Genomic DNA, 21,761 nt, shown 5'->3' with positions numbered 1-21,761 from the left:
TCCCTTTATTTCTGCTCTTTTGTGCCAGCCGCCGGGTTTTAGCCCCGGAGCTCTTTCTTGTGTATTCCCCTGGACTTCAGGTAATTGTTTACGGCCGGCATAAAAAAGCGGCCGATCGGTATTTTACTATCGCCCATAAAAAGCTCATCTACCGCAAAAGCCTTGATGTATGAGGGGTTTACCGCATAGGTCTTGTGCACGCGCAGCAGGCTCTGGTTCTGGTTTTCCTTGATAAAAGAGGATAACGGGAGTCTTACCAGGCGCTTCCCGAAGGAGAAGTGGAGCTCGGTATACTTGCCGCTGGCCTTCAGGTAAATAAGCTCGCGCAGGTTCAGGATCTCCGAACGGTTCCCGGTTTTAAGCAGGATCGCATCATCTATGATTTCTTCTTCCTCTTCGTCGGGCACGGCTATTTCTATTGCTGCAAAAAGCGCTTCCCGCATAAACGGTTTGATGAGGTAGGAAGCCGGGTGGTACTTTTTTACCTGCGCCACCATGGAGGCGCCGCTATTGGAGGTCAGTACGATAAAAGGGATCTTCAGTTTATGGTTCTGGATATAGGCTGCAACCTCGAGCCCGGAAAGGTTATGGGCGAGATTAAGGTCCAGCAGTACCAGGTCAGGAGGGTTGTGTTCCAGTATCTCGATGGCATCGGCCGGGTTAGATACGGGAGGATAAGGCTCGTATTCGAGTATCCGCAAGAGTTGAAACAGGCTGTCGGCTATCAGTGGCTCGTCTTCTACAATTAAGATTTTCATCGTTTGGTATGGTTGGTTGGTTTGGTTGGGTTTATGAATTGCAGGGTGCAGGGTTGTGGTACCTGGGAATTTCAGCGCTGCAGGAGGCATGCTGCGACCCCCGCCCGGGCATGGCGCTGGCAGCAGGTGGTTGCTGTCCGGCAGGAGCCGCTACGGGCTATTTCCGCTTCCGGCCTGGTGGCATGAATGATATCAATTTGCTGAGTGGTCATACAATTAAGGGTACCTGGTGCAATTATTACAAAAAGATACGGATTCTGTTGCTGACATACTATTTATATTATATGTATAGACGCATTAAATATTATCTTTTTCTGTCCTGAAATGCCATGTTATTGTAGATTATAATTCACCTTTTGTAGAATTAAGAGGTCCGGTACACATTATTCACGTAGATATGTGTTTAAAGGTCAGGCCTTGAAAGACTGCTTTGGACCATGCCGTTGCGGCGTATAAATAATACGCGTCAAAAACCTGTAAAAACCTGTTTTTATAACCGGGAACCCGGTCGTTGCCGGAAATCGCAGAAGAAGCGGGGCAATATTGCCTGTGGCAAGCCTGGGGCCGGATTCGGAGCATGAAGGGAGCAATGGTACTGCAAGCCGGGAGGCATAGGGTAAAGGTGGTGCATAAGTCGGTTTTTTGGGTTCTTTTTAATACTGTTTTTGGTCCTGTTTCCGCCAGGTTTTAGCACGATTATATGTCGTTCAGAGACAAATAATGGTTGTTCGTGCACAAACACCCTTTTTGCATTTCCTCTTTTCAAGCCAGCCGGTTATTTTTGTTAAAAGATTAACAATCACCTCGAATTGGACTGCCTTTTAAGATAATTTGTTAAGAGAATCAGATCATAAAGTTAAAAATAATTCCTGATTTTTAACAAATTGCATAAATAATTGATTTTTAAATAAATGTTGCCGGCTCCCGGTTTACCCCGGGCACTGACCGGGATTGCTTTGCCTGAATTTTTCCCTGTATTACGCCGAAATGTACACTGCACGCGCCATATTAAACCGGAACCGTTACCGCTTTCTCCTGCTGATCGTATGGGCGGGCTTAATGTGTTATGCGGAAGGGGCGACAGCGCAAACCCTGATCTACGGCCAGTATGTAGGGCCTGCGCCGGCAAATACCGGCGGCTCTGGCGGTGCAGGCGGACCGGCCGGGCTTGGGGGCAGTGTGGGTGCTACAGGTTCTTTCAGCATCGTGAATCCTACCTTCCTGAACGATGCCATTTACACCAATTATGCCGAAGTAAAAGCTACGAGCGGTGCGCCCGGGTCGGGCCTGGGTGCGGGAAACGGCGCGGTCTCGACGGCCTATATGAATGTGAACTTTACCGGCGCGACTACGCCGTTAGCGGGGAACCCGATCATCATCAAAATGGATGCCCTGGCCAATTCGACCGCGACACCGCTGACTAAAATTTCCCTGCAGGCTTATAACAATACCACTGCAGTCGGTAGTTCGGTGCTGGCCTCTACCCTGGCTGTAAATGCTGTAGGGGATTACATTTTTGTACCTACGGGCAACTGTAACAGCGTAAGGATAACGGTTACCACAGACCAGGGATCGACCTTGCTGGGTATCGGCAACAATACCGCCACTGCAGCGGCCAATGTATACTATGCTTATATCTACGATCCTACCTGTAATATCCCCTATTATACTACGTATACCACGGGTGGCATCAGTTTGGGCGCCGGGGTAAGCCAACCTAACAATGCAATAGATGGTAATGTGAGTACCGCTTCCACCCTGGCTTTCGGCGTATTGGGGGTTGGCGCTTCTATTACCCAGAAGGTGTATTTCTCGGCAGCTACCGGTACCGGCGATGCCGTAACCGTTACCCTATCCAAATCGGCGGCACTGTTATCGCTCGACCTGCTTAACGGTATAACGGTGAGCGCCTATAACGGCACTAATCCTACAGCAGTATGGACGGCGAATGTGGGCGCCCTGCTTTCGCTGGACCTTTTGGGCCTGCTGGCCAATCCAACGCCCTATTCGGTAACGATACCGGGTAATACCCAGCCTTTTAACCGCGTGGAGCTTACCCTCAATTCACTGGCTGCCGTATTGAGCTCGCTCAATTTAAACGAGGTACAGATAACGCCGCCCAAACCCACATTTACCGCTCCCCTGGACGATACGGTTTATATATGTCCCGGCAATACCGCAACGCTGGCGGTCGATGCCCCGGCATCGGGCAATATTGTGCGCTGGTATGCTACCGCTGCAGCCACAGATCTGACGGTCCTTAATACGGGTGCGACTTATGTTACACCAGCGCTCTCTGTGAATACGACCTATTGGGTATCCACCAAAAAATCGGCCTGTACCCCGGAATCAGAGCGTGTGCCGGTGCGGGTATTGATGAATACGCTACCGACTGCACCGGCTTTTGCCGGGCCTATTACGGTTTGTAAAGATTCTACCAAAACCCTGACCGTCTCTTCGCCGGCTACCAATACCGTGTACCGCTGGTACCGGGTGAGCTCGGGCGGTACGGCCTTCTTTACCGGCAATACCTACACAACGAGTGCCCTGGCTGCGGATACCACGATGTACGTAGATGCTTACAATACCGTAACCGGTTGTGTAAGTACCGGTAGGACCACAGTTACCATAACGGCAACCATTGTACCCAATACGGTGGCTGCCAACCAGTCGATCTGCTCGGGCGCCACACCGGTAGCCTTTACCTCTACAGCGCCTACCAGCGCCGGTACCAATACGTTCCTGTGGCAGCAGTCGACCGATAGTGTATTGTTTACCGCTGCTGCGGGTACCGGTAACGGTATTACCTACACCCCGCCGGCACTGACCCAGACGACCTATTACCGCAGGGTGGTCACGCTGAGCGGTTGCGCATCGCGCAGTAACGTGATCAAAATAACGGTGTCGCCCCTGCCCACTATTACGGCGGGGAGTGCGATATACAGCTGCCTTGGCGCCACCTCGGTGGCACTGCCCTATACGGCCACTACCGGTAGTCCTAACCAATACAGCATTACGTGGACCGGTTCGCCTACGGGTTTGCCCAATGCAACCAATGCAACGCTCACCGGTACATCGGGCAACATGACGCTCACGATCCAGGCGACAGCGGTTGTGGGGGTCTATAACGGGGTGCTTACGGTAAAGAATGCCAGTTGTACCAGTACGAACTATAATTTTTCATTGACGATACAGGCGCATCCCAGCGTTACGCCGGTAAATACATCTTATCAATAACCCTTAAAAACCACCGTTCAAACCCGGAGAAGATTTTTATACACACACAAAAAAAACAACACAAAAACAATTTAAAAAAGACAGACTATGAACAAGAAAATGATCCTCAAATCGATTGCTATCGCCTTATTTATGGTGATAGGCGTAACGGCAGCCAATGCTCAAAGTGGTACAGGCGGCTTATCCGATACTTCTAAAATCTGTGCCGGCCAGCAGCTTACGCTTAAAGGGCCATCGGCTACCGGCGGCGTAACCTATACTTATGAGTGGAAGAATGGTGCAGGTACCGTGGTGGGTACGGATTCTACCCTCGTGCTCACAGGTAATGCCAACACAACCAATGCCCCTATTCTCACAACTTACACCTTAACCGTTACGCAAACCGGTGGTGCTTCCTGTCCGTCGAACCTGTATACCAAAGTGCTTGTAATTTACCCGCACCTGGCGGTTACCGCTACCCCGGGATCCACCTTCTACTGTCTTGGCAGCCCCACCAATATCGTGATTACAGCAACCACTACAGCTAACGGTACGGCTCCGACTACCGCCAGCGGTTATGGTGGCCTGGTATATACCTGGACACCCGGTACTACACCTGCAGCGCCTGCCGGTACTGCCGCAGCCAACGTTTACACTGTAGCTGCTGCCAACTTCCCGACTACAGCGGGTACCTATACCTATAACGCCTCTGTGACTTATGCACAGACCCTGGTAGGTACTACCGCCGGTATGGCCGCATGTACTGCAAGCAGTACAGCCAACGTAGTGATCAACAACGCACCTACTGTGAACAGTACTACCGTTACCACTACTTATCAATAATAAGTATAGGGGCCTGAGAACAGTTGTCCTGTTTGCTGCCCCGATGTACTGAAGAGTTCCCTTTATTCAAATCCTTGTTCCGGGTAAGCCCGGCTTACCCGGAACAATAACTTACTGCTGTTACTCATGCGTAAACTGATCCTGATACTGGTATTGTTGTGCTCCGGAGGGGTGTGGTGCTTTGCACAAAGCACACCCGATAAGGAGGCGACGATGTGCGTCGGGGATACGGCAACCATGACGGCTACAGCCACCGGGGCCGACAGCTTCCAATGGTACCGGAATAATACGGCCATACCGGGGGCCAATAAGGATACCCTGATCTCCTACCAGGGGGGCATTTATTTCGTACGTGTGTTCAAAGGCGATGGTAAAGCCTGCTTCGACCAGTCGGGCGATATCAGGATCTATATCGAAACCTCCAGGGCCAACGACGATCATGTAACGGTGCCCCTGGGTAAAAACGCGGTTATAGATGTGTTGCTTAACGACGATCCGAAATGTGCGCCTTTTGATAAGAGCACTTTCGTAATCATGAGCCCCCCGACGATCGGTACGATCGTATCGGCGGTGAATGGTATCGTGACGTATAAACCGTCGCCTACCGTTATCGGCTCCGATAAGTTTACTTATATGATTACCGATGTGGAAGGAAGGCCTACCAATATCGCTACCGTTTACCTGGACCTCTTCCTCGATTGTGCGATCCTCTATCCGAATCCTGTAGAAGATGTGATGGAAGTAACGGTCAACAGCCAGAAGATCCATGCTATACGGATATACGATATGAACGGCAGGGTGCTGTACAAGGCCGACGTAAGCCAGAATGTATTTAAAGTGCCCATGCATGGGTATGCGCAGGGTGTTTATATGGTTGAACTGGTCGAACGCAATGGCCCGGGCTGTTCGTTTAAGATCTGGAAAAAATAATCTTTCGCTATTTTCGGTGCATGGTACAAGCAGCTGTAGACAATACAGCTGCTTTTTTATTGGCCCTGAGCGCCACTACAGCGGTTCCGCGGCTGTATTAAAATGTAATTTGTTTTTTTAATGATGCATCTTTTTTACTTTTAACCCCTAATTCATTCCATTTCATGAGTAATTCTTTATTTAGGAAGAAGTCTATTGCAACCATACTTAAAGATGCCGAAGATGGACTCGGGGATGGACACGGCGCGGGCCTGAAAAAGGTGCTTGGGGTAAAAGACCTGACCGCCCTGGGCGTTGCCGCGGTGATCGGGGCTGGTATTTTCAGCAGTATCGGCAAGGCCTCTTACGACGGCGGCCCGGGCGTGATCTTTCTCTATATTTTTACGGCGATTGCCTGTGGCTTTGCAGCCCTGTGTTATGCCGAATTTGCCTCTACCGTGCCGGTGGCCGGTAGCGCTTATACGTATTCGTATGTAGCCTTCGGCGAGATATTTGCCTGGATCATAGGCTGGGACCTGCTGATGGAGTATGCCATCGGCAATATAGCCGTGGCCATTTCCTGGAGTGATTACTTTACCAACCTGCTGGATAAAGCGGGGATGCATATGGCCGACTGGCTTACGATGGACTATGCCACGGCGCATAGCGGTTTCGAAAAAGTGCAGGCCCTGCTGGCCGGCGGCGCCGGTCTTACCGGTATGGACCCTACCGATCTGTCGCGGTATAACGCATGGCTACAGGCCCCGGTGTTTATGGGTTTGCACCTCATCATCGATCTGCCGGCCTTGCTTATCGTAGCGCTGATCACCTATGTGGTATTTGTGGGCATCCGGGAGTCGCGTACGGCCAACAACATTATGGTGGGCGTTAAACTGGCTATCATCTTTGTGGTGATCGTGGTCGGCGCTTATTATGTAAATCCCGACAACTGGTCGCCCTTTACGCCCACGGGCTTTGGCGGGATCATGAAAGGTGTGTCGGCCGTCTTCTTTGCCTATATCGGTTTCGATGCCATTTCGACCACGGCGGAGGAATGTAAAAACCCGCAGCGCGACCTGCCCCGGGGCATGATCTATTCGCTGATCATCTGTACCGTATTGTATGTGGCCCTGGCCCTGGTACTGACAGGTATGGTACATTATACCAAGCTGAATGTGGGCGATCCGCTGGCCATGGTTTTCGATGCACGCGGACTTAAAGTCATATCCGGTATCGTAGCGGGCAGCGCCATTATCGCCACGGCGGGCGTACTGCTGGTATTCCAGTTGGGGCAGCCCCGTATCTGGATGAGCATGAGCCGCGACGGCCTGCTGCCGAAGATATTTTCCAAAATTCACCCGAAGTATGGTACGCCATCCTTCTCTACCATACTCACCGGTTGCGTAGTCGCTATCCCTGCCTTGTTCCTTAACCTGGATGTGGTGCTGGCCTTAACGAGCATCGGTACCCTGTTTGCCTTTGTGCTGGTTTGCGGTGGCGTATTGGTGCTGCAACAGCAGCCGCAGCGGCCCGACAGTAAGTTCAGGGTGCCTTATATCAACGGGCGGTACATCTATCCCCTGTTGCTGGCCGCCAGCGTTGTGCTTACGGTGTTTAAAGCCCCGGATCATTTCCGGTTTATCTTTACCCACGAAGGATTTCCTATGGCTATCTTCTGGGTTGTGGCTTTGATCCTGGGTGTTTATACCTTTCTCCGCAAGTTTTCCCTGATCCCTGTACTGGGGCTGATCAGCTGTTTTTACCTGATGGCGCAGGAAAGCCACACCAACTGGCTGCGTTTCCTGATCTGGCTGGGTATCGGGCTGATCGTCTACTTCCTGTATGGCTACCGCAAAAGCAAGCTGAATGCGCCCGGGAATAAGATGCCTTAAAACAACCGATATGAACAAGTCCCTGTTGTGGCTGCTTTGCTGTTGCCTGCTCCTGTCCTGTAACGACCAGGGCGAATTGCTGCTGCAGTACTTTAATACGGGCAACCTGCCTGCCACTTACTTTACGATCGATACCAACCGCGATACCCTGCTGACCACGGCCCGGGGCGCGGTGATCCGTATACCGAAAGGGGCGATCAAAGGAAAAAGCAGCCAGGTGCGGCTTGCGATAAAAGAAGCTTACGATGCTTCGGAGATCATGCTTGCCGGGCTGCATACCCGCAGCAATGGCAAGTTGCTGAGCAGTGGCGGTATGATCTCGATACAGGCGGCCGATGGCGATGCGGAGATCGTGCAACCTGTTGGCGTATCGCTGCCTTCGAACAATTATGAAGCGGATATGAAACTGTTTCGCGGCGAATGGGATAAGGACAGTATGATCAACTGGACCGACCCGCAGCCGCTGATCCCTGACCAGCCGCTGATCGATCGCCTGGCCCGCGGGAAAATGGTCTTTAACACCAATTGTGCGCCCTGCCATCACCCTACCAAAGATGCTACGGGGCCGCCCTTGGTGTTCTTGTCGCAGCGTCGCAGCAAGGAGTGGACCCTCGGGTTTATCTATAACAGCGCAGCAATGATTGCATCGGGCGATCCCCTGGCTAATTGCATCTATAACAAGTGGAACAAAACGGCAATGACCGCTTTCCCCGCTTTGACGCATGAGGAGTTGGATGATATGTTCCGCTATCTCGACCAGGTCAGCAAGAATCTTAATCCCGCCGATTATCCCGATGTGGCTGCAGGGCTCGACAGCTGCCGGGCTTATTATAATGCCCGGGCGGCGCTGGAACGGCGGCGCAATGCACAAATTGAGGATAATGGACCGGATATGAAACATGTGTTCCTGGATACCGGTACCCATCCCTTCGATGCACCGGAAAACCTGGTAGCGCCCAAAAGGGCCAATAGCGTACAATATAGCTTTACCATCACTACCTTTGGCTGGTACAATATCGATGCCTTTGCCATGAACCTGCCTGGCTTCGAACCCGCCAATCTCAAAGTAAGCCTTGCCGGCGTTCATACCGGGCATACCAATATCTGGCTGGTCATCCCTTCGGCAAAAGTGTGCGTAGATGGTGGCCTGTTGAAGGGTGAAGACAAGGTATACGGCTTTTACACCGACGACGGGCAATTATCCCTGCCCCTGGGTAAACAGGCCTATGTGCTTGCCTTTACTGAAAAGGACGGGCAGATCCTCTTTGGCAGGACGGCTTTTACTACTGCAAAAAACAATGAGCTGCAGCTCGTACCTGCGCCTGCAAGCCGGGAAAACATGAAACAGATGATCGATTATATGGATCTGCAGGACCTCTCGGTGACGGTGGCCCCTGCAAAAAACATAGATACCCTTCAGCGTATCGAAGCGCAGTTAAAAGCAATAGAGCAGCTCAAACCCAAAGGCCAGCGCTGCGATTGCCTGCCTTATGATCCTGCTGCTTATCCGAATGCGGCAGGTAATGCATTTTAGGATTTTAAAAAGGTTGAAAGACAGGACAGGGGCGGCATCAGGAGATGCCGCCCCTGTGTTATGCAGGCTGTATATTAACTACAACCGGTGGTGGTGCCGCAGTTGGGACACATATAACAGGTGCCATTGCGCAGGGTAATATTGCCGCAATTGCTGCAGGCCGGCGCATCGGCGCTGGTGCCCATCAGCTTTTTGGTCTCGGCGCTTACCGCTGCCGCTTGTGGCGCCACGCGTACCCTGGCGGGTACCACAGGTTTCGGCGCCGTTATCCGGATCTGCGATAGTTGTTGCTGCGCATCGTTGTCGGCCTGCCGTACCCGGTCTTCGTCTACCACATGCACCAGGTCGTCGCGGTCCAGGTATTCGTAGGCCAGCGCCCGGAACACGAAGTCGAGTACCGATGTGGCTGTTTTAATATTCGGATGTTCTACGATGCCGCTGGGTTCGAAGCGGGTAAAGATAAACTTGTCGACATACTCCTCCAGGGGCACCCCGTATTGCATACCCACAGAAACCGCTATGGCAAAGCTGTTGAGCAGGCTGCGCATGGTGGCGCCCTCCTTGGCCATATCGATAAAGATCTCGCCCAGGGTACCATCGCCGTATTCGCCGGTACGGAGAAACAGGGGTTGGCCGCCTACCTTGGCTTTATAGGTATAACCCCGTCGTTTGGCCGGCAGCGTTTTGCGCTCTACAATACGCGACAGCTGCCGCTTGAGTTGGGTGTCGGGACTGGCCTGTACCCGTTTGTTTACCTCTTCCAGCAATTCCTCTACCGTAAGCTTGCCTACATCTACTGCGGCGGCCGCCTCTGCCGGCGCAGCTTCCGGGGCATTGTCCTTTTGCTTTTTGTCGCTTTTATTGCTCAGCGGCTGGCTCAGTTTAGAGCCGTCGCGGTACAGCGCGCAGGCTTTGATGCCCAGCTCCCAGCTCAGGAAGTAGCAGTCCTTGATCTCGTCGATCGAGGCTTCGTTAGGCAGGTTAATGGTTTTGGATATGGCCCCGCTGATAAATGGCTGCGTGGCCGCCATCATGCGGATATGGCCATGGGCATGAATATACCGCTCGCCTTTTTTGCCGCATTTATTGGCGCAATCGAATACGGCAAGGTGCTCTTCTTTCAGGTGTGGTGCGCCTTCTATCGTCATGGTGCCGCATACGTAATCGTTCGCGGCGTCGATCTCGTCTTCGGTAAAGCCGAGCGCTTCCAGCAACTGGAAGTCGGGGGCATAGTACACGGCCGGTTCGAAGCCCAGGCGTTGCAGGCATTCTTCGCCCAGGGTATAGGCGTTAAACACAAAGCCTATCTCGAAAGCGCTTTCCACGGCGGCATCCAGCTTTTTCAGCTCTTCGGCTATAAAGCCTTTTTCGCTCAGCGACTGGTGGTTGATAAAGGGCGCGCCGGCAAACGAGCCATGGCCTTTGGCATATTTTACGATCGCGTCAGAGGCTTCGGCGCTATACCCCAGTTGTTGCAGGGCTGTAGGGATCGATTGGTTGATGATCTTGAAATAACCGCCGCCCGATAATTTTTTGAACTTTACCAGGGCGAAGTCGGGTTCGATGCCGGTGGTATCGCAGTCCATAACCAGGCCTATGGTACCGGTAGGCGCTATTACCGTAGCCTGCGCATTGCGGTAGCCGTATTGCTCGCCCATTTGCACCGCGTCGTCCCAGGCCCTGGTGGCGGCTTTGAGCAGGTAATCGGGGCAATAACGCGCGTTGATGCCCATGGGTTTGATGCTGAGGTTTTCGTAGGCCTCGCCGGCATCGTAGGCTGCCGCACGGTGGTTGCGCATTACGCGCAGCATATGCTGTTTGTTGGCCTCATAACGGGCAAAGGGGCCCAGGTGCCGGGCCATCTCTGCCGATGTCTTATACGCTACGCCGTTCATAATGGCGGTAATGGCGCCGGCAATAGCCCGCGCCTCGTCGCTGTCGTAAGCGATACCGCTTACCATCAGCATCGAGCCCAGGTTGGCATATCCCAGGCCAAGGGTACGGTAATCGTAGCTGAGCTGGGCCACCTCGGGGGAGGGGAACTGGGCCATCAGCACCGAGATCTCCAGCACTACGGTCCACAGGCGTACCATATACTCAAAACCTGCTACGTCGAAAACGCCGCTGGCATCGTCGAAGAAACGGCGCAGGTTGAGCGAAGCCAGGTTGCAGGCCGTATTATCCAGGAACATGTATTCGCTGCAGGGATTGGAAGCCCTGATCTCGCCACCCTCAGGACAGGTATGCCATTCGTTGATGGTGGTATTGTATTGGGTGCCCGGGTCGGCACAGCGCCAGGCCGCATAGGCTATTTTCTCCCATACCTCTTTGGCGGGCATGCTGCGCATTACGCGGCCATCGGTACGGGCCGTCAGTGTCCAGTCTTCGTTATGGATCAGCCTGCGGAAAAATTCGTTGGGGATCCGTACCGAGTTATTGGAGTTCTGGCCGGACACGGTGCGGTAAGCCTCGCCTTCGTAGTCGGAGGCATAACCGGCGGCGATCAGCGCGGCTACTTTTTTCTCTTCTTCCACTTTCCAGTCGATAAAGTCGATCACCTCGGGGTGGTCGAGGTCGAGGCAGACCATTTTGGCCGCCCTGCGGGTGGTGCCGCCGCTTTTGATGGCTCCCGCCGCCCGGTCGCCGATCTTCAGGAAACTCATTAAACCGCTGGACGTGCCGCCGCCGCTCAGTTTTTCGCCATCGGCACGGATATTGGAGTAATTGGTACCCACACCGCTACCGTATTTAAAGATACGCGCCTCACGCGTCCAGAGATCCATAATGCCGCCTTCGTTCACCAGGTCGTCTTCTACACTCAGTATAAAGCAGGCATGGGGTTGCGGGCGCTCGTAGGCATTCTGCGACCGCTCCAGGTTACCGGTAACGGGGTCTACATAATAGTGGCCCTGGGCCTTTCCGTTAATGCCATAACTATTGTACAGGCCGGTATTGAACCATTGCGGGGAATTGGGAGCGCAGCTTTGCGCCAGGATGCTGTACACAAGCTCGTCGTAGAATACCTCTGCGTCGGCATCTGAAGCAAAATAACCGTACCGGAGCCCCCAGCTGCGCCAGCAGTCGGCCAGCCGGTTGGCGACCTGCCGGATCGATGTTTCACGGCCGGTACTGCCGTCAGCCTGCGGCACACCAGCTTTGCGGAAGTATTTCTGGGCCAGGATGTCGGTCGCAATTTGCGACCAGTGGCGGGGTACCTCTACATCGGTCATTTCGAAAACTTTTTCGCCATTGGGATTCCGGATCACGGAAGTCCGCAGGTCATATTCGAAAAGGTCGAAAACACTGACGCCTTCGCGGGTATAATGTCTCTGGAAAGCCAAACCCTTATTGTCGGATGGAGTTGTACTCATATGCAGGAAGTTTAGAAAACGTAAATACGGAAAAGGTGAGTTGATGTCTTACGAAGTTAGCGTGCCCGGGGCACAGAAAATAGCAGGCAATTTCCACATTGTTGTGGATAAAACCGGGGCATTTTTATACTACGTATGTTAATAATAACTGTTGTGAATATTTTTAATAAAACTACTTCGCTAATGCGCTAACATACAAGCAACCAGGCCTGAAAATACCCTGGCCGGCCGCCTGGTGCAGGGTATAAAAACCGCAGGCGGCAGGTAGGTTTAATACATAACAAAAGCCCCGCCGGAAGGCAGGGCTTTTGTTATGTTATTCTTATTGTTTATATTAAGGTGTTGCGCTTAACGGCCACGTCCGCCGCCGCCGCTCCGTACACCACCGCCGCCGCCGCCGCTAAATCCGCCACTGCTGCGGCTTGGACTTGGGCTGCTGAATCCGCCGCCATTACCGAAGCTACGGCTTGGGGTAGGATTAGAGAAACTGCGTGATGGCTGTGGTGCGCTACGCTCGAAGTTGCCACGCGAAGGTTGGGAGAAACCATTGGACTCGCTGCGCTGGAAGCCGCGATCGGAGTTAACATTGTTGTTGCTCCTGCCAAAGTTAAAGAAACCACCCCTGCTGCGGTTCGACTGCTGTACGCCGGAAGCATCAGGATTAACCTGCATGTTGCGGGCGCCCCTGCCGTTGTCTTCAAATACACGGGTATTCGAACGGTCGAGGTTAATTGCATTACTGCGTGTACCGTTGTCGGTGGCAGTCCTGAAATTGCCGTTACGATCGTTTACGCTCTGCATTTCCCCGCTACGGGCATTGTTACCATTGCTGCTGCGGAATGATCCGCGGTCGCCGTTTTGCAATTCTATTGCACGGCCGCCGGTGCCATTGGCGCTGCTCCGGAAAGGCTGTACCATATTGGAGCTACGATCTATAGTGTTCATACGGGCGTTGCGGCCATAAGCGCCTACCGAAGTAAGACCTACACTGCTGGTACGCGGACCGTAGTTTACGCTCCTTACGGGATTATAGATACCACCGCCGCCGTAACGGCCGTCATAGAATCCTGCATAGTAACCATTCCAGTAGCCGCTGCCGTAACCCAGGCCACCACCCCAGCCGCCAAAGCCACCGAAGTAGGGAGAGTACCAGGAGCCGAAACCGCCATAACCAAACCAGGTATTCATACCCCAGCAGTTATTCCAGTAAGGGCCACCGCCCCAGCCAAAGCCGCTACCGAAGCCTATACCCACGCTGAAGCCTGGTGTATACCAGCCACCCCAGCCGTAGTAAGGATTGGTATAGAACGGATCAGACCAGAAGGGGCTGTATACACCGCCCCAGTAGCCCACATTGTTCATGGGATAGTAGAAGCGACGCATGCGGCTCGTGTAGGAGTCGTCGTCGTAGTCTATGTAGGAATCGTCCTCGGTGTTATAGCTGTTGTTATATACACGGGCGTTACCGTCGTAATTGTTATCGGCATAACCATCGCCGGTAGAGCTGTTGTACTGCTCCTCCTGGCCCTGTGCCTGCCGCTGTTTCTTTTCTTTCTTGGCATCAGCCTTGGCGTCCCTTTCAGCCTGGGAACCGTTGTAATAGATGTCGTCCGAATAGCTATTATTGCTTTGGGCAAAAACAGTATTTCCGGAAAACAGCGCCATTACAAGGCCTGCGAAAATTAACCGTTTCATGATTTAAATATTTTGACGTTCAATAATTGATTTCCGAGTGCTTTTGATACCATTTTTGCATCTGCAGCGCGTCTTTGACTTCAAAAATACTACTTTTGCCGCAATTAAATATCTTTTACACTTACACGGATATAGACATTAACTAACCCATAAGGTTTAATGGAATGAGCAAAGAAATTACAAGCCGCGAAAAAGATTATTCGCAATGGTATAACGATTTAATATTAAAAGGCGAGCTCGCCGACTACTCTGCCGTACGCGGTTGCATGGTGATAAAACCATATGGGTTTTCCCTTTGGGAGAATATGCGCGATGTGCTGGACAAAATGTTTAAGGATACGGGGCACCAGAATGCCTATTTCCCGCTTTTTGTACCCAAAAGCCTGTTCGAGGCCGAGGAGAAAAATGCCGAAGGTTTTGCCAAAGAGTGCGCCGTAGTCACCCATTACCGTTTAAAGACCGACCCGGAAAATAAATCCAAACTGATCGTGGATCCCGAAGCCCGGCTGGAGGAAGAGCTGATCGTGCGTCCTACTTCGGAGGCTATTATCTGGAATACCTATAAAGGCTGGATCCAGTCGTACCGCGACCTGCCCATCCTGGTAAACCAGTGGGCCAACGTAGTACGCTGGGAAATGCGTACGCGCCTGTTCCTGCGTACCGCCGAATTCCTGTGGCAGGAAGGCCATACCGCCCACGCTACCAAGGCCGAAGCCATCGAGGAGACCGAACGTATGTTGCATGTGTATGCCACTTTCGCTGAAGAATATATGGCCCTGCCGGTTGTACGTGGCGTAAAATCGGCCAACGAACGTTTTGCCGGCGCCGAGGATACCTATTGTATCGAAGCCATGATGCAGGACGGTAAAGCCCTGCAGGCCGGTACCTCCCACTTCCTGGGCCAAAACTTTGCCAAGGCCTTTGATGTGAAGTTTGCCGACAAGGATAACAAACTGGATTATGTATGGGCTACGAGCTGGGGCGTGAGCACCCGCCTGATCGGTGCGCTGGTAATGGCGCACAGCGACGACGACGGCCTGGTAATGCCACCCCGTATTGCGCCTTTGCAGGCGGTGATCGTGCCGGTGTATAAAGGTGAGGAGTCCAAACCCGTGATTGATGCGAAAGCCGCAGAGATTATGATGGAGCTTAAAGCGCTTGGCGTTTCGGTTAAATACGACCGCGACGACAGCAAGCGTCCGGGCTGGAAATTTGCCGAGTACGAGATGAAAGGCGTACCCGTACGGATTGCCCTGGGACAGCGTGATATCGAAAATAACCAGGTAGAAGTAGCCCGCAGGGATACCAAAGAAAAAAATACCGTGAGCCTGGAAGGGATCAGCACCTATGTAAAAGAGCTGCTGGAAGACATCCAGGTGGCTATGTTCAATAAGGCCAAAAACTTCCGGGACGCGCATATAACCAAGGCGGATACCTGGGATGAATTTGTTAAAGTGCTGGATGAAAAAGGCGGTTTTGTAGCGGCCCACTGGGACGGTACGCCGGAAACCGAAGAGGAGATAAAAGGCAAAACCAAAGCGACAATCCGTTGTATACCTTTGGGTAACGAGCAGGAAGATGGTAAATGTATATTAACCGGCAAACCTTCGAAAGAAAGAGTGCTGTTTGCAAGGGCCTATTAATGGCCATAGCAGCGGACTAGCTGGTTTTCAGAAAAAAAGAACCAAAAATTACGGAGCCTACCCAACCCTTTTTTTAGGCATGTTGTCTTTTTTAATCAGAAAAGGTAATCCTCCGGAAATTATTTGGTTCTTTTCTTTTAATTAATTTTTACTATTTTCACTACCCGAAAATTTTTTACTTGTTATGAAGAGGCTACAACTTATTGGCGTGTTTGTATTGATGCTGCTGGGCATGCAACGTGCTCAGGCGCAGATCGCGTTACAGTATCGAGATACAACAATCTGCCCCGGCCAGACGATCCAGATGTGCGCTGCATTTTCTGCCAACCCTAATCCACTTAATGCCGATGACTTTTTCTCTGGCGCGGTGAACATCGGTTTCACATTTGTTTATTTCGGAAATCCTTATACGCAATTTATTGCATCCGGTAACAACTTTATCTCTTTCAATGTAACAAAAAGTACACTCTACAGTTCCTTTACCTGGGCCGGCGCTACTGCTGCCGGCGACTTGAACAACGCTATCCTGCTGGCATTTATGGATACCGATCTTTCGCAGGGCGGTAAAATCCGTACCCAGACCTTCGGTACCGCGCCTAACCGCCGTTGTATCGTGGAATACTGCCAGGTGCCCAAATTCGGTGGCGCTTGTAATGCTTTCCGGGTAACGAACCAGCTGATCATGTATGAAGGAACCAATATTATCGAGATCCACACCGGTAGTATACCAGGTACCCCTACGTGTCCTTCTACCACTCCGGGTTGGGCCGTACAGGGCGTGCGTGACGCGTCTTCCACCGTGCAGATCTATACCCCTAACAGGGGTCCTGCAGACTTCTGGGGCAGCGTAGGCGCCAGTGCAAAAGCTACCCGCTATACACCAAATGGAACTGCCAGCTACCTGGTAGATACCACTATCCCTTACAAACCCTGGATCATGATCGAGTCTGACAGTGCCGCTGCCCTGAAATGGTATGCAGACAGCCAGCCTAACCTGCCCATCGGTACAGGCGCATGTATCAACGTTACACCTGATGGCAGCACCAACTATTATATTGTAAAATACCAGGGCGGCGCCGGTTGCGAAGGCGGTGTACAAACCTTTACCGATACCGTTCGTATCCACTACGGAACAAGCCACCATACCGCTTCCCAGGAAATTTGCGCAGGCTCTACCTATAACTGGCTGGGTCGCGAGCTCTACGTTCCCGGACAATACGATACCATGCTGAAGTCGCCCATGGGCTGCGACAGCTTCCTGACCCTGAATCTTACCGTAAATCCTTTACCTAAAGTCGATATCAAAGGTTCTTCTACCGTAAATATCTGTGAAGGTTCTTCTGCAGTACTCGAACTGAAAACACCTGAAGCTACCGCTACTTACCAGTGGTACAGGGACAATGCGCCAGTAGCCGGCGAAACCGGTTCTGCCATTACTGTTTCTACTCCCGGTGTCTATAAAGTGGAAGCTACCTCCAATAAAGGTTGCAAGGCAAATTCCGCACCGTTCACGGTTATCGTAAACCCGAATCCTGTAGCCGGTATCGAACCGATCTCCGGAGATGTGATTTGTGCCTTCGATACCCTTGAACTGAAAGGTGAACCTGGTGCCGGTTACGACTACCGCTGGGCTCCGGGCAAACCGTTCCGTACGCTTTCCGGCGCCGAAGGACAGACTGTTCGTGGTGTGTTTATCGAGCCTACACTGGTTACCCTTACGGTATACAACCAATTTGGCTGTTTCGATACCGCAACGGTAATGGTGCCGACCAAACCTTGCTGCGAAGTGTTTACCCCAAGCGGCTTTACCCCGAATGGCGATGGTCTGAACGACTACTTCAAACCTAATCTCCAGCCTGGCCAGATCCTGCTCTCCATGCAGATCTTCGACCGCTACGGCAAACAGGTTTATAACAATAAAGAAATCACTAAAGGATGGGATGGTAAGTATGAAAGCGGCGAAGAAGCCAGCACCGATACTTACATGTTCTTCATCAAATACACCTGCGCAGATGGCAAGATCTACGAAAGAAAAGATGCCATTTCGCTGATCCGGTAAATTTTTGCCGAAAGGCTGTAAAAAAAAGCTACTCCATGAAGATGAAGTAGCTTTTTTTTAGCCACTTTTTATTATATTAGCGTTTGTTGTATACCAATAAGATGTACGCAATGCCTTGTTAATTCTTTAAAAAATAATATGCCCGGCGCAGGGAAGCCCCCGAATGCGCAGCACACGACCATCAACACAAACTAAAACAACAGATATGAAATTAACCAATACCCTCATTCTGTGCCCGCTGGTTTTAAGTCTTCACTTTAGTACTTACGGACATGATTTTAAGGCGAAACCACCCGCCGCTATGCCTTCGCATACCAAGAAGTCGATAGACTTCGTGGAAAACAAAGGGCAATGGAACAAACAGGCACGCTTCAAGGCCGATGTGCCGGGCGGTGCGATGTTCCTGACCGATAAAGGTTTTGTGTACAACTATGCCAGTGCCAAAGACCTCGAACGTATCCACGAAATGAGTTGTGGTGCGGGTAAAGGCGAGAAAGACACGAAAGACGAGATTGTACATCACCATGCCTACAAGGTTAATTTTGTAGGCGCTTCGGATAAGGTTTCTTATACCACGGAAGAGAAACGCAGTTACTACCACAACTATTTCCTGGGCAATGATGCCACGCAATGGGCCGGCCATGTTGGTCTCTACGGTAAGATCACCCAGAAAAATATCTACGATGGTGTGGATGTGGTGGTGTACAGCAAAAGCGCGCAGGCGCTTAAGTACGATTTTGTGGTTGCGCCCGGCGGCAACCCGGCAAACATTGCGCTCGCTTTCGAAGGGGTAAGCCCCAGGATCAGTAAAGACGGTAGCCTGCTGATCAAAACCTCGGTAAACGAGGTGACTGAAAAGGCGCCGTATACCTACCAGGTAATCGATGGCCGCACGGTACCCGTAGCTTCGAAATACAAGCTGGACAAAGGTATCCTCTCCTTCGACCTGCCCAATGGTTACAACAAAGCTTACCCGCTCATCATCGATCCCGACCTGGTATTCGCCACCTATAGCGGCAGTACCGGTAACCAGAGTTTTTACAGCTTTTCTACCACTTACGACGCTGCCGGTTGCCTCTATGCAGGTACCCAGGCCTATGGCGTAGGCTGGCCGGTAAGCCCGGGCGCCTACCAGGTTACCTTTGGCGGCAGCCAGGACGCAGGGGTGAATAAATACAGCTCCGATGGTACCACGCTGATCTACTCTACGCTCTATGGCGGTTCGGATGTAGACCTGCCGCATGCGATGATCGTGAATAAGGATAATGAACTGATCATGGTCGGTACTACCACTTCTACCAACCTGCCTGTGCCGACCACGGCCTATGATCCTACACATAACGGGGGCCGCGATATCTTCGTAGCCCATTTCAATGCAACCGGTTCGGCGCTGATCGGTGCTACCTATATCGGTACCTCGCAGGGCGATGCCAATACCTTTACCGCTACCGGTCTTACCACCGGCGTTACCGGTCAGAACAACAGCAGCCCTACCGAAGTCAACTTCGACGAGAACGGCAATATCTGGGTGGTGAGCAGCACGCCTGCCAATAACTTCCCGGTTACGCCGAATGCGATGCAGGCCACTTCCGGCGGTTCTACCGACGGGGTACTGTTCCAGCTTAATCCTACCTGTACCAACCTGATGTACAGTACTTACCTGGGTGGATCCGGCAACGATGTAATCTTCGGTGTCCAGTTTAACAGCCAGGGTAATGTAGTGGTATGCGGCGCTACCCAAAGTGCCAACTTCCCCACGACTTCCGGCGTGCTGAACAGCGCTGCCCCGGGCGGCAGTATCGACGGTTTTGTAACCATGGTCAATGCTACCACCGGCGCTATGATGCGCTCTACTTACCTGGGTACGAATAATACCGACCAGGCCGTAAACCTGCAGGTAGACTGTGCCGATAACATCTATGTACTGGGCCGTACGCAGGGCAACTACCCGGTATCGCCGGGGGTATACTCCATGGCCAACTCCGACCTGTTTATCGACAAGCTTTCGCCCGATCTGAGCACCTCGCTGTTATCGACCAGGGTAGGGTATGCACAGGGTGGTAACCCCCAGTTTTTCCCCACGGCTTTTGTACTGGATATCTGCGGTAACGTATACGTGGCAGGTCTTACCTCATCGGGCGGATCGGTGGTGCCTGGTATGCCGCTTACCCCGGATGCCTTCAGCACCATTCCCGATAACTTCTATTTCCTCGCGCTGGAATCCGGTTTTACCAGCCTGCTTTTTGCTACTTATTTCGGTCTGCAAAACTGGGACGATCATACCCACGTAGGTATCCATCGCCTGGACCCTTCGGGTATCGTTTACCATTCTATTTGCTGTAATGGTAGCGGCTGGCCTACAGCGCCATCGAATGTATACTGTCCGAACAAACTGAACAGCAGCGGCCAGGATATCGTGAGCTTCAAATTCAATTTCGACGCCGTTAATATCGATCTTACCGAAGAGTCGACCCAGGGCGGCCTCGATACCAATGCACACTGTGTACGTGGTTGTAAGTCGGCTTTTGTTGATTTTATCCGCAGCGGCGATCTTTCTGAAGATCTTACGATTAAATACCTGATCAGCGGTACGGCTGTGAATGGTACCGACTATAGCTTTATCCCCGACAGTATTACCATCCCGGCCAACCAGACGACCAAGATCCTGGAGATCAAGCCGCTGCTGGTGCAGTATCCTTCCGGTACCAAAGAGGTAATTATCCAGGCCCTGTCGCCCTGTGGCTGCGAGGATGGATCGAATAACATCGTGCGGGAGGCGCGTATCCTCATTTACGACTCCCTCTTCGTAGCGATCAATACACCGCTGGATACGATCTGTCCCAATACGCAGATCACTATTACGGCCGAGATCGATACCACGCTTGACTTCCGTTGGCTGCCGGCTGCCTTAAGCCAGGGCTCGCTTACCATTACGCCTACACCGACGCATACCACCGTGTATTCCATTATCGGTACGCAGCCCGGCGCCCCGGCTACCTGTCCGCCGCGTAAGATCGATTATGAAATATTTGTAGAGCCGGTACCGGTAATCAACCTGCAACCCAGGGAGGTGATCATGTGTGCCTCCGATTCGGCGGACCTGAACGCCTATGCGGGCCCTTCCGGAACCAATTACATCTACAACTGGTCGCCGCCCGATTACCTGAAGAATGACTATGAGCCGAACAATAAATTTGCCGGCCCGGTAGGCGATTATAAAAAGATCATTACGGTAACCACCCCGGTAGCGCATTGTACCAGCAAGGACAGTATGGAAATCCATGTGTACCCGCCGTTCTCCTTCCGCTATGTTACTGCCGATACCACCATTCTTTACGGCGATTCCGTACAGTTGGATTGTGAGAGTGATGCCATTATGTGGTTATGGTCGCCGGCTACTTATCTCAATGATCCGTTGCTGAAAAACCCGGTAGCCCGTCCGCTGGAAACCATTACCTATAACCTGATCGGTTACGACGAGAACGGTTGTCATGATACCGCCAGTGTGCGGATCAATGTGGAATATGCCTCCAAAACAGCCATGCCGAATGCCTTCTCGCCCAATGGAGACGGTCTGAACGATGAATTCAAGATCGGTAACGTGCTCTTCGAAAAACTGGTTGAATTTAAAGTGTGGAACCGCCTGGGGCACCTGGTGTATGATGGCAGGGATCCGCTGAAAGGCTGGGATGGTACCGTTAACGGGCAACCGGCAGCCATGGATACCTATTTCTACCATATACAGGTGGTCATGCCAAATGGTAAACCGAGAGTGTTCAAGGGAGATGTGATCCTGATGCGTTAGACAGCGGGCGCTCTTTTTGAAATTAATTATTTTCCT

11 protein-coding genes are annotated in these 21,761 nt (G+C 52.0%); 8 read left to right on the top strand and 3 right to left on the bottom strand.

All coding sequences use genetic code 11. From position 1 onward, the window contains the following. Positions 1-38: 38 nt before the first annotated feature. Positions 39-758 (bottom strand): LytR/AlgR family response regulator transcription factor, encoded by a 720-nt coding sequence (locus B0I18_RS00370; RefSeq protein ID WP_181358273.1) that lies wholly within the window; start codon positions 756-758, stop codon positions 39-41. 987 nt (positions 759-1,745) lie between these two features. Between B0I18_RS00370 and B0I18_RS00360 the strand changes: the two genes are divergently transcribed. The 5 genes from B0I18_RS00360 (at position 1,746) to B0I18_RS00340 (ending at position 9,152) form a co-directional block, all read left to right on the top strand. Next, entirely contained in the window at positions 1,746-3,995 is a 2,250-nt protein-coding gene (locus tag B0I18_RS00360; RefSeq protein ID WP_146146617.1) for an immunoglobulin domain-containing protein, read from the top strand. An 87-nt stretch (positions 3,996-4,082) separates the two neighbouring features. Beyond that, the gene (locus B0I18_RS00355; protein ID WP_106520666.1) at positions 4,083-4,817 is read left to right on the top strand and encodes a hypothetical protein; all 735 of its coding nucleotides are present in this window, start codon (positions 4,083-4,085) and stop codon (positions 4,815-4,817) included. A 126-nt stretch (positions 4,818-4,943) separates the two neighbouring features. Beyond that, positions 4,944-5,747, top strand: coding sequence for a T9SS type A sorting domain-containing protein (locus B0I18_RS00350; protein ID WP_106520665.1), 804 nt, complete (start codon positions 4,944-4,946; stop codon positions 5,745-5,747). 164 nt (positions 5,748-5,911) lie between these two features. Next, positions 5,912-7,618 carry an amino acid permease gene (locus B0I18_RS00345; protein ID WP_106520664.1) on the top strand — a complete coding sequence of 569 codons (1,707 nt, stop codon included), beginning with the start codon at positions 5,912-5,914 and terminating at the stop codon, positions 7,616-7,618. 10 nt (positions 7,619-7,628) lie between these two features. After that, on the top strand, positions 7,629-9,152 hold the full coding sequence (locus B0I18_RS00340; RefSeq protein WP_181358272.1) for a c-type cytochrome: 1,524 nt from the start codon (positions 7,629-7,631) through the stop codon (positions 9,150-9,152). 74 nt (positions 9,153-9,226) lie between these two features. Here B0I18_RS00340 and B0I18_RS00335 read toward each other — a convergent pair whose 3' ends face one another. After that, a complete protein-coding gene (locus B0I18_RS00335) occupies positions 9,227-12,523 on the bottom strand; it encodes a vitamin B12-dependent ribonucleotide reductase (protein ID WP_106520662.1) in 3,297 nt (1,098 codons plus the stop codon). Positions 12,524-12,871: 348 nt separating this feature from the next. Next, positions 12,872-14,218 carry a hypothetical protein gene (locus B0I18_RS00330; RefSeq protein WP_106520661.1) on the bottom strand — a complete coding sequence of 449 codons (1,347 nt, stop codon included), beginning with the start codon at positions 14,216-14,218 and terminating at the stop codon, positions 12,872-12,874. Positions 14,219-14,382: 164 nt separating this feature from the next. On the opposite strand from B0I18_RS00330, the gene proS reads away from it, so the two are divergent. The 3 genes from proS to B0I18_RS00315 all read left to right on the top strand — a co-directional run bounded on the left by proS (position 14,383) and on the right by B0I18_RS00315 (position 21,725). Beyond that, on the top strand, positions 14,383-15,861 hold the full coding sequence (proS, locus tag B0I18_RS00325) for a proline--tRNA ligase (protein WP_106520660.1): 1,479 nt from the start codon (positions 14,383-14,385) through the stop codon (positions 15,859-15,861). Positions 15,862-16,045: 184 nt separating this feature from the next. Beyond that, complete coding sequence (locus B0I18_RS00320; RefSeq protein WP_106520659.1) at positions 16,046-17,920, top strand: T9SS type B sorting domain-containing protein; 1,875 nt, start codon at positions 16,046-16,048, stop codon at positions 17,918-17,920. A 205-nt stretch (positions 17,921-18,125) separates the two neighbouring features. After that, the gene (locus B0I18_RS00315; RefSeq protein WP_181358271.1) at positions 18,126-21,725 is read left to right on the top strand and encodes a DUF7948 domain-containing protein; all 3,600 of its coding nucleotides are present in this window, start codon (positions 18,126-18,128) and stop codon (positions 21,723-21,725) included. Positions 21,726-21,761 lie beyond the last annotated feature (36 nt).

It is taken from the genome of Taibaiella chishuiensis (genome assembly GCF_003014535.1).
GTDB classification, from domain to species: Bacteria; Bacteroidota; Bacteroidia; order Chitinophagales; family Chitinophagaceae; genus Taibaiella; species Taibaiella chishuiensis.
The sequence above is the reverse complement of the archived record's forward strand: the minus strand, read 5'-3'. Positions and strand labels throughout refer to the sequence as shown.